The 8954-nt window shown below is 66.3% G+C and carries 10 protein-coding genes; 2 read left to right on the top strand and 8 right to left on the bottom strand.

The window, feature by feature from the left end; genetic code table 11:
- The 7 genes from HY699_10635 to HY699_10605 all read right to left on the bottom strand — a co-directional run.
- The coding region (locus tag HY699_10635; protein MBI4516256.1) for an SAM-dependent DNA methyltransferase at positions 1–862 on the bottom strand (862 nt) is incomplete at its 3' end.
- Between the two features lies 1 nt (position 863).
- Positions 864–1025, bottom strand: a complete 162-nt coding sequence (locus HY699_10630; GenBank protein MBI4516255.1) for a hypothetical protein — start codon at positions 1023–1025, stop codon at positions 864–866.
- 82 nt (positions 1026–1107) lie between these two features.
- Positions 1108–1974, bottom strand: coding sequence for a glutamate racemase (locus HY699_10625; protein MBI4516254.1), 867 nt, complete (start codon positions 1972–1974; stop codon positions 1108–1110).
- A complete protein-coding gene (locus HY699_10620) occupies positions 1974–3065 on the bottom strand; it encodes a radical SAM protein (protein ID MBI4516253.1) in 1092 nt (363 codons plus the stop codon). The genes HY699_10625 and HY699_10620 overlap by 1 nt, the downstream gene beginning before the upstream one ends.
- Positions 3062–3595, bottom strand: coding sequence for a hypothetical protein (locus tag HY699_10615; GenBank protein ID MBI4516252.1), 534 nt, complete (start codon positions 3593–3595; stop codon positions 3062–3064). Before HY699_10615 ends, HY699_10620 begins: the two co-directional genes overlap by 4 nt.
- Complete coding sequence (locus HY699_10610; GenBank protein MBI4516251.1) at positions 3592–4455, bottom strand: glycosyltransferase; 864 nt, start codon at positions 4453–4455, stop codon at positions 3592–3594. Before HY699_10610 ends, HY699_10615 begins: the two co-directional genes overlap by 4 nt.
- 56 nt (positions 4456–4511) lie before the next feature.
- A complete protein-coding gene (locus HY699_10605; protein ID MBI4516250.1) occupies positions 4512–5351 on the bottom strand; it encodes an SDR family NAD(P)-dependent oxidoreductase in 840 nt (279 codons plus the stop codon).
- Between the two features lie 241 nt (positions 5352–5592).
- Between HY699_10605 and HY699_10600 the strand changes: the two genes are divergently transcribed.
- Both HY699_10600 and HY699_10595 read left to right on the top strand, forming a co-directional pair.
- Positions 5593–5934: a hypothetical protein gene (locus tag HY699_10600; protein MBI4516249.1), complete on the top strand. Its 342-nt coding sequence runs from the start codon at positions 5593–5595 to the stop codon at positions 5932–5934.
- An 84-nt stretch (positions 5935–6018) separates the two neighbouring features.
- Positions 6019–7245, top strand: coding sequence for a threonine ammonia-lyase (locus HY699_10595; protein MBI4516248.1), 1227 nt, complete (start codon positions 6019–6021; stop codon positions 7243–7245).
- A 40-nt stretch (positions 7246–7285) separates the two neighbouring features.
- Here the strand turns inward: HY699_10595 and HY699_10590 are convergent, their stop codons facing one another.
- Positions 7286–8578, bottom strand: coding sequence for a DUF1329 domain-containing protein (locus tag HY699_10590; protein ID MBI4516247.1), 1293 nt, complete (start codon positions 8576–8578; stop codon positions 7286–7288).
- Positions 8579–8954 lie beyond the last annotated feature (376 nt).

The following is an 8954-nucleotide window of genomic DNA, read 5'->3' as shown; positions in this document are numbered from 1 at the left end:
CCACGTTGAACGGCGGATTGGCCATCACAAAGTCGCACTTGCCGGCCAGCGTGTGCTCGTCCTGGTAGTAGGTGATCGCCTCGGCGATCTTTCCCTCCAGCCCGTGCACCGCGAGGTTCATCTTGGCGATGCGGATGGTGTCGCGGTTCTTCTCCTGGCCGTAGAAGACAACCTTCTTCGCGGTGTCGCCGCCCTCGTGCTCGATGAAGTGGCTCGACTGGACGAACATGCCGCCCGAGCCGCAGGCGGGATCGAACACGGTGCCGTGATCGGGCTCGATCACGTTGACGATCGTCTGCACGATCGACGACGGAGTGAAGAACTCGCCGTTGTCGTGCGCCTTCTGGATCGAGAACTTGGCGAGAAAGTATTCGTAGATGCGGCCGAACACGTCGCCGGTCGCTTGCTTGATCTGCGCGCTGTTGAAGAGACGCATCAGGTCTTCGAGCACCTTCGGCTCGAAGATGCCGTAGTCCTTCGGCAGCACGCCCTGCAGGGGCTCGAACTCGGCCTCGATCGCCGTCATCGCGTCGGTGACGAGTCTTGGAAGATCGCTGCCGCTCACCGCCGCCTTTTCCATGATCCAGTCGTAGCGCGCCTTCTCGGGCAGGTAGAGCGAGCGGCGGGCGATGTAGTCGGCCGGCAGCACCTTGCGCTTCGGCATCTTGCCACTGGCTTGATCTTGCTCGATCTGTCGTGCCGCGGCCTCGAAGCGGTTGGCCGCATGGCGCAGAAAGATCACGCCGAGCACCGGCATGAAGTAGTCGCTGGAGGTGAGCTTGGAATTCGCGCGCAGGTTGTCCGCCGCTTCCCAGAGGTCGGTCTCGAGTTGCTGCAGCGATGCAAGCTCGGTTGAAGGCATGCTATTCGAGGGCTTCGAAGCCGGCCCGGTCAGTTGGGCTCATGGCCTCGCGTAGCAGTACTCGAACTCCTCGCCGCCCGGACACGGTGACGCGAAAAACCCCGCCATCGAGCTGCCGGCAGCGAGCGCGGCGCAGTGCCTGAGCGATGTAGCGTTTGATCACGATTGGCGTCCCCAGGGCCTCACTTGCCCGAAATCGTGCATCGCTTGCAAGACGCCGGGGCTACGCATCACGCCGCGAGTAGTCAGCGTTCGAGGCGTACTGCCGACTGCACCTGCTCGCCGAGGAAGCGTTGGCCCACCTTGATGAAGCGCTCGGGGAGGTCGGTGACGAAGAAGCTCACCGAGCCCCGACCGCTGCGGCGGGCCAGGCGCTGGCGCAACAGCGCCCGGGCAGTGGCGCGCGCCGTCGAGGCGGCGGAGTCGATGAGTTTCACCTTTGGCCCCATCATTTCGGCAATCACCGCCCGCAGCAGCGGGTAATGCGTGCAGCCGAGTATCAGAGTGTCGATGCCGCTCTTGCGCAGGCTGGCGAGATAAATCTCCGCGGTCTTGCGGGCGATGTCGTTGTCCACCCAGCCCTCCTCGGCCAGGGGGACGAACAGCGGGCAGGCGCGGGTATAGATCTCGACGTCTGCCGCCAGCCGGCGCAGCGCGTGGGTATAGGCACCGCTGGCGATGGTGGCTTCGGTGCCGATGACTCCGATGCGGCGATTGCGGGTGGCGCGTACTGCTTCCGCCACCCCCGGCTCGATGACACCGAGCACCGGCACCGCCGCCCGTTCGGCCAGGGCCTCCAGCGCCACTGCGGAGGCGCTGTTACACGCCACCACCAGCAGTTTGATGCCCTTGTCGAGCAGAAACTCCGTGTTCTCGAGCGAATAGCGCCGCACCGTCTCGGGCGACTTGGTGCCGTAGGGGGAGCGGCCGGTATCGCCGAGGTAGATGAGGTGCTCGTGGGGCAGCTCGCGCATGAGCTGGTGCAGGACGGTGAGGCCGCCGATGCCCGAGTCGAAGACGCCGACGGCAGCATCGAGGCGCGGCGGCCGCCGCGCGGCACTTGCGCGTGTCGCGGCCGGCGGCTTTGGTTTCCGCCCTTTGTGTGCACTTATCACTGAAGCGCTCCCGCGCTCAGCCGCTCGGCCAGTTGGCGATCGCCGGGGGATTCACCGCGCACGATTTGCCACACGTTGGCGGCCTCCATGCACAAATAGGTTTCCACCCCCGGCAAGGCTTGGCGGAGATAGCTCTGGATCCGGCGGTACATTTCCAGCCGCAAGCCGCGCCACACCCGCGCCTTGCCGTCCGCGCAGGCTACCAGTTCGCCGCTCAGCGTTAGGCTGCGGCGGGGGCGGGCACGCAGCGCGGCGCGCAGCCCGGGCGTCAGCCGCAGGCTGCCGAGGCTGATCCACGCGATCCGCCGCGGCTCGATCGCGGCGGCAATCTGCGCCACCGTATCGCGGTAGCCGGCAGCCCAACCGGGATGCTCGATCAATGGGTCGAAGTGAAAGCCGAGCCGATAGCCCGCTTCCTGCACCCGCCTGGCCGCCGCCAGCCGTTCGCTCAATGAAGCGGTGCCGGGCTCTTCTTCGGCCAGCACCCGCGGCGCGTTTACCGACCACGACACCACCACGCGGCCGCGCGGATCGAGTCGCAGCAGCTCGTCAACGCAGTCGGACTTGGTCTTCAATTCGAGGACGGCGTTGCGGTGTTCGGCAAAGAACGGCACCAAGATGCGGCTGAGGCCGGTGATCGGGTCGAGCGCCAGGCTGTCGCTCAGATGCCCGGTACCGATGCGGAAGTGGCGCGCCGGATGCGCCCGCAGCAGCGCGGCAATCTCGGCCAGACCGTCCTCGGGATTGGTGAATACCTTCATGGCCGGATTGTTGGCGAGGTACTCCTGCAAGAAGCAGTAGCTGCAATCGAACGGGCAGTTGGTGGCGAAGTCGGCCACGAAGTAGTTACAGCACACCAGGCCGGGGGTGCCGGCGGGGCAGTGTTGCAAGAAGCTGCCGCGATGGCGTTGCAACACCAGGTCGTGCTTGCCGGCGGCAAAACCCTCGGACGCCGCCGGCTCGGCGGCCCGCGGATCGCCGAGGACCGAGACGGGCACGCCGGGCAGCGACTGGCGCACGCACCGCGCCACCGGCGAGTCCTCCTCACCCTGTTCGAGCCACAGCCGTGCGGGTGTCCAGCGCTTCACGGGGCTTGCTCCAACAAGCGGAAGATCTCGTCCAGCTCCGCCCGCCGGAGGCCTTGCTGCACCGCGGCAACGCCGGCGCGCAAGGCCTCCGCGCTGCGCCCGCGCAGCTCGATCCTTACCTCATCGCCTTCGAGCTGCTCGGGCAGGTGCACGCGGACACCGTGCGGCAACTGGAGTTGTCGCACCAGTTGGGCGAGCCGGCTCTCGGCGGCGGCAAGTTGCGGGAAGCGCAGCTGGCGCAGGGCGGCCTTCACCGCGGCCACCATTTCGTTGCGGCCGAGCTTGCGCGCCAGCGCCCCAGCCACCGGCGCTCGGCCCCACACGTCCTTGATGGCGCAGCGGTCGCGCACGGCGATCTCCTCCGCCCAGTCGAAGAAATCGCGGAACTGGTTTTCGCCCAGGCGCAAACGCTCGGCAACTTGCAGCAGCGCCGCTTGGTCGCCGGCCTCGAGGCGCAACCAGCGCGCGCACGTCGGCGCGGAGAAGCGGCGCGCAGCGGTATAGGCTAACACGGCGGCGCTGTCCGTCATGACCAACTCAACCAAGAGCCGCCCCCGCCCGGTGCGGGGTTGGTTGGGGCCGTTGCCAATGCCGCATATGCCACCGCCTCCTGGTGGCGCCCGCGTTTGGCCGCACCTAGAGCCAGGATCGCACACTTCTCAGCCAGCACCGCGCACACCGCCGCCCGCCGCACTTGATCGAGGCCGGGTTCGGCGAGCAGCTTGCGCAGCGCCTGTACCCGAAAGCGATCCATTCCCCAGTACCGTCGCGACAGCTGGTCAGCGTGCCCGCCGCGCTTGATCACCAGCGGCCGATCGATCAACGCCACTTGTTGGTGCCGCGCCAAGCGCAGCCAGAGGTCATAATCCTCACACGCCGGCAAGCTCTCGTCGAAGCCGCCGGTAGCCTCGAACAGCTCGCGCCGCAACATCACCGCCGAGGGGCTGACCACGCAACGCTGCAAGCTCGCCAAGAACACGTCACCATCCGGCTTGCGGTGATGGCGGCAGGGATTGACCCGCACACCGTTGCGTATCCAGATTTCCCCCGTTTGGCAGATCGTTGTTTCGGGATGCTCTGAGACGAAGGCCAGTTGAGTGGCCAACTTGTCGGGCAACCACAGATCATCCGAATCGAGAAAGGCGAGCCAGCGGCCGCGCGCAAGGCGTGCACCGGCGTTGCGCGCCGCGGAGACGCCGCGTTGGGGCTGCCAGCGGTAGCGCACACGCGCGCCGAACTCGGACAACTCGCCCTCGCTGCCGTCGCTCGAACCGTCATCGACCACGATCAGATCGATCGCCACCCCGCGTTGCCCCAGCACCGACTCCACCGCCTCACGCAACAACGCGCGGCGGTTGTGGCTCGGGACGATTACACTCACCAGCGGCATCGCCCGAACCGTACTACAGGCGCGCGGCCCGTCAAAGCCGGGCGGCCGGACCAGGCTCAGACGGTTGAGTCCACTCCGATATCCATTTGGCGCAGCAGGATCGCGTCCCGCAGCGCCCGCGGCAGCAGTCGGTTGAGCGCCAAAAAGATGGTGCTCTTGCGGTCGATCTGGTTGTGCAACTTGGGCTGGTGGGCGCGGATGACGCGAATGATGGCGCGGGCGGCTTGCGCCGGGGTCGGAGCCGTCTTGATGAGTTCCTCGTCGCGCTTGATGAAACGATCGACCCGCTCCCGGTAAGGCGAGCCCACCGGCGCGCGCTGGTGGATCTTGGCCGCAAAGGTAGTGGAGACCTGCGCCGGTTGGATCAGCGCCACGCGAATGCCGAACGGCTCCACCTCGTAGCGTAACGATTGCACCAAGCCTTCCACGGCGAACTTGCTGGCCGAGTAGATCGACTCGAACGGAAACGGGATCTGCCCGACGAGCGACGAGACCGCAATGAGGCGGCCCGAGCGCTGCGCCCGCATTGACGGGATGAACGCCTGGAAGATCGCCGCGGTGCCGATGACGTTGATCTCCAGACACTTCAGCGCTCTGTCCAAGTCCGCTTCCTCGAACGGCCCGAAGAAGCCGATGCCGACATTCGACAGCACCACCTCCACACGCCCGTACCGCTCGAGCACGGTATCGCGGAATCCGAGGAGAGCCGGGCGATTGGTGATGTCGAGTTCAGCCAGCACGTGCGGACAACCCACCCGGTCCAACTCGGCCCGCAGCGCGGCGATCCCGCGGGCATCGACATCGAAGCCCGCCAGCGGCACCTTGGACTGCGCCAGCTGCAGCGCCACCTCGCGCCCCATTCCCTGGGCGATTCCAGTAATGACCACAGCGTTCATAAGTTGCCCACCTCAGCGCCGGACGTAGCCAACGGCGTGCAGCGCTGTCAAGCAGCTTCAGGAGCGTCTCGAAGCATGAGCGGGTCGTTCAACAGTCTGCTCGCGCGCAGTGTCAGGACTTCCTTACCATCACGGAGGTAACCCTCGATCTGGCAACAGATGGCGTCCGGCGCGATTCGCTTCTGTAAATCAGGGCCGAGTCCAATTGACCGAGATGGGGCCGGCGGTCATAAGGATAGCGATGCTCTCGACCTGGTCGATACTCGCGCTCGGCTTCACCCTCGGGCTCAAGCACGCGCTGGATGCCGATCACTTGGCCGCGGTGACGGCGATCGCCAGCGAGCGCAAGGGCGTGTTGCGGGCGTCGCTGGTAGGCGCGCTCTGGGGCGCGGGCCACACGGTGGCGCTGCTGGCGGCCGGGGTGGCGGTGATCGTCTTGCACCTGGAGATTAGCGCCCGGGTGGCGGCGGGGCTGGAATTCGCGGTCGCCTTGGCCGTGCGCACTCTGGCGGCGCTGTTCACCCTGGGCTTGGGCCTGTTGATGGCCTACGAGCTCGGCCGCGGACACGGGCTGCGGCTCTAACCTCGAGGCAGCGATGCTCGCCATGCCGACAACCGCCGCCGCCGGCCGTCCGCAACCCTCAGTGATATCACTCTCGCTGCGGTGATGACTGGTACAACCATCGCTTTCGAGGCCATCCAGGCGGCTCGCCGCCGCGCTGCCGGCATTGTCAGGACGACCCCGCTCGATCTTAGCGCGACCTTCAGCGCGATGTGCGGGCGGCAGATCTATCTGAAGCTGGAGAACCTGCAGAAGACCGGCTCGTTCAAGGTGCGCGGCGCGCTCAACAAGATTCAGCTGCTTGACCCCAGGGCGCGAGCGCGCGGCGTGGTGACGGCATCGGCCGGTAATCACGCCCAAGGCGTGGCTTACGCGGCGCGGACGATGGCGGTGCCGGTCACGGTGGTGATGCCGGAGACGGCGTCGTTCAGCAAGGTGACGGCCACCGGGGGCTACGGTGCCAGCGTCGTGCTCTCGGGCGGCGATTACAGCGCGGCCTACGCCAGCGCGCTGGCGCTGGCGCAGGTGCAGCAGGCAACCTTCGTGCACGCCTTCGATGATCCGGAGATCATTGCCGGCCAAGGCACGCTCGCGTTGGAGGTGCTCGAACAGCTACCGGAGGTCGACACGGTGGTGGTTCCCGTCGGCGGCGGTGGATTGCTTGCGGGCGTGATCTCGGCCCTGCGCGGTGCGGGCAGCAGTGCGCGCGTCATCGCTGTGCAAGCGGTGGGGGCATCATCGCTGGCGCCGAGCTTGCGCGCCGGCTCACGGATCGAGCTGGCGGCGGTCGACACCATCGCCGACGGCCTGGCCACGCGCTCGATTGGCGCGCTTCCATTCGAAATCATCCGCACCGGCTTGGCGGCGGCGGTGGAGGTGCGCGATGCGCAGATCGCCGATGCCGTGCTGTTGCTGCTGGAACGGGCCAAGACCGTGGTCGAAGGTGCCGGCGCGGTCGGCTTGGCGGCCTGCCTCGCCGGGCTGCTGCCGGCGACGGCAGCAAAGGTGGTGGTGATCGTCTCCGGCGGCAACATCGACACCAACTTGCTCGACCGCATCATCAACCTCGGCCTGGTCGAAGAAGGCCGCTTGTTCCGCTTCACTACCCGCTTGGCCGATCGGCCGGGTGAGTTGCTCCGCTTGGTGACCTGCGTGGCGGCGTGTCGCGCCAATATCCATCAAATCCGTCACGAGCGCGCCCAGCCGGGCCTGGCGCTGACCCAGGCGTCGGTTACGCTGGAACTCGAAACCCGTGGCCGCGAGCATATCGCGGAGATCGAGCAGGCGCTGAGCGCCGCCGGATTCGTCTTGCAGCGCAACGGGGCTGACTGAACGTCGGTAGATCCAAGGTCCGAGGTTCCAGCGTCCCAGATCAGTGCCCCGATTCGACCAGGTGGGCGATGGTGAAGAAGCTCTCGTCGGCGCCCGTCGGCGCCACCGGGCTGGTCCCGCGCGGGCCCTGGTTGAAGTACAGACACTCCTTGTCAGTCGAAGCCGGGTCGGGGTGCGGGAAGTAAGTGGCGTGCCCCAGCTGCGTGTCGATGACGAATCCGCCCGGGTAAAAGGGCATCTCGTCCTCGTAAGTGAAGCGGGCGTCGGGGATGGCCTGCTTGCGGTAGGAGTAGAAGTCGACCCACACTTTCCACAGCTGTCCGGCGCGGTCGTACATGTCGGTAGTCAGCGGCAGCATGCCTTGGCGATCGATGACGATGACGCGTTTGCCGAAAGCGTATTGCGGTAGCTTGGAGACCCCTTCGATCACGTACGCCGGCCGTTTTTCCCAGAGGTCGCAGAAAGCGAAGTCGCCACCGCCGGGGCACTGCTTGAGCGGCCAGTTCTCGGCGTGCACCGAGCCGAGCACGTCCTTCAGGCCGAGCAGCTTCCAGTCCATCCAGGCGATGTGTCCGGAGTATCCGAAGAAGCTGTCGGCGTCGGCGTCTTGCCCGAACAGCGCGTCGCTGCGTTGCGCGGAGGAGAGCCGCCGCACCCGGCGCAGCTGCGGCAGGTAGAGCCAGGTGTCGTCCTGCCGCGAGGCGTCGATGTAGCGCAGGTCGAGCAAGCCGATTCCCTTGAGATCAAACGGCGCCAAGATCGGATGCAGTGATTCCTTGTAGCGGACGCCCTCGGGGTTGGGCAGCTCGGGCTTGGGCTCGACGTAGAGGCGGCCGTTGTAATAAAGGCGGCGCAGGTCGCCGATCCACAGCGAGCGCTCGATGGTCATTGGCTTGTCGTAGCTGGCGGTACCGGTGTAGGAGCCGAAGTCGCCCTCGCGGAAGTCGTCGATGAAGAACGGCCGGTACTCGTAATTCCACATGATCTTGAGCGCCGCCTGCGGGTCGTTGACGTCAATGGTCGGGAACGGCATGCCGGCGACATAGCCTTCGAGTGCCAATCCGCCCTTGGCGAGCTTCACCTGCGCCGCGTACTTCTCGGTGGCCTCGACGTAGCGCTTGGGCATTAGTAACTCGCGCGGCGCTGCGACCTTGATCGTCATCCCATGCTTGACGACCCAGTTGACGCCCGGCGAAAGCAAGTCCGCGGCCTTGTCGGCATTGGCCGCGGTGATCACATCACCGGGTTGGACGTCGGCGTGTGCCGCCATTGCACCCCGCAGCGCCAGGCAGCCCGCAGCCACCAGCAGGTAGCGTGTCACCAATCCGTGCATTGCAGCCCCCTTTCTCCGGCGGCGCTCGCAGCGCCACGGCCGGGCTCGGCAACAACCTGTAGGAGCCGCATTGTGCTCCTCTTTGTCGGTCAAGTGCAATGCCCTGGGGTTACTGCAGGGTTACTGCACCCCGGTGGGTGTGCGACAAATCTGCGGGTAACGTGCAGCCGACCGGGCAAATCCTCACCAGTCTGACAGTACTGTGTGCTGTCAGGCCGAGGCCCATGGCCGAAAGGGACGCAATTTGTCATCTTCCAGGCGCGGCGCCGCTTCTTCAGCTGCTTCTCCCGCACGATTGCGGTCTCTGCGCAGCCGTGCGCTTCGTGGTAGACCAGCTTGTCAACGCCGTACTTGGCCGAAAAACCCTCCACTACCT

This window comes from Deltaproteobacteria bacterium (assembly GCA_016210005.1).
GTDB lineage: Bacteria > Desulfobacterota > Binatia > HRBIN30 > JACQVA1 > JACQVA1.
The sequence above is the reverse complement of the archived record's forward strand: the minus strand, read 5'-3'. Positions and strand labels throughout refer to the sequence as shown.

Excerpts from the sequence above, each read along its gene's own strand:
- HY699_10615 (MBI4516252.1), bottom strand. The coding sequence starts at position 3,595 with ATGACGGACAGCGCCGCCGTGTTAGCCTATACCGCTGCGCGCCGCTTC.
- HY699_10610 (MBI4516251.1), bottom strand. The coding sequence starts at position 4,455 with ATGCCGCTGGTGAGTGTAATCGTCCCGAGCCACAACCGCCGCGCGTTG.
- HY699_10605 (MBI4516250.1), bottom strand. The coding sequence starts at position 5,351 with ATGAACGCTGTGGTCATTACTGGAATCGCCCAGGGAATGGGGCGCGAG.
- HY699_10600 (MBI4516249.1), top strand. The coding sequence starts at position 5,593 with ATGCTCTCGACCTGGTCGATACTCGCGCTCGGCTTCACCCTCGGGCTC.
- HY699_10595 (MBI4516248.1), top strand. The coding sequence starts at position 6,019 with ATGACTGGTACAACCATCGCTTTCGAGGCCATCCAGGCGGCTCGCCGC.
- HY699_10590 (MBI4516247.1), bottom strand. The coding sequence starts at position 8,578 with ATGCACGGATTGGTGACACGCTACCTGCTGGTGGCTGCGGGCTGCCTG.